The organism is Pseudacidovorax intermedius (assembly GCF_001476815.1).
Classification (GTDB): domain Bacteria; phylum Pseudomonadota; class Gammaproteobacteria; order Burkholderiales; family Burkholderiaceae_C; genus Xenophilus; species Xenophilus intermedius_A.
Window position 1 is genome coordinate 1 of record NZ_LDSL01000270.1, and the last position, 637, is coordinate 637.

A 637-nucleotide genomic window follows, 5' to 3' on the forward strand; every position below is an offset into this window, starting at 1 on the left:
CCCTCGATCACGTCGTAGCCGGCGCCCTTGAGCGCAATGCCCACCACCGTCCGCACCGAGGCGGAGTCGTCGACGATCAGAATGGTCTTAGCCATGGGTTCTTCCCTCAGGTAGCTCGAAAAAGTCGGAAATCAGAAAAAGGTGATGTCTTCGGCGGGCGCCGGTGCCGCTGGCGCAGGGGCCGAGTGCGGAGCAGGCGGCAGGCTGCGCGGCTGGCCCTGGCCGGCCGCCGCCGCGGCCAGGCGCGCGTCGTGCACCGCCCGCTCGCTGGCCATGGCGTAGATGGAGGCCAGCTCCTCCAGCAGCTCGGTGGCCTGCAGCGGCAGCAGCCGCCCGTCGCGCAGGCCCTGCGCGTGGTGCGCACGCACCACCTCGGGCATGCGGGCGATGTTGTCGCGCACGTGGCTGAGCACCTGGCTCACCCGGTCCTGGAACTGCAGCTGCACCAGCGCGTCGTTGACCTCCGCCTGGATCTGGCGGCCCTCGTTGCGCAGCAGCTCGGCCGAGGCGGCCAGCTCGGCCGTCAGCTGCTGGAAGTCGCCCAGCACGTGCGCGATGCGGCTCTCGGAGTCGGCCATCACCTGGTGCTCCTGGCGCTGGGAGACCTGGGCGGCGGCGCGCGTCTCCTCGATGGCCG

Annotated in this window: 2 pseudogenes; both read right to left on the bottom strand. The window is 71.3% G+C overall.

The window, feature by feature from the left end:
• Positions 1–95: pseudogene (locus tag NS331_RS27315) on the bottom strand (response regulator); the annotation flags it as partial.
• A 36-nt stretch (positions 96–131) separates the two neighbouring features.
• A pseudogene (locus NS331_RS25170) lies at positions 132–637 on the bottom strand (methyl-accepting chemotaxis protein); the annotation flags it as partial.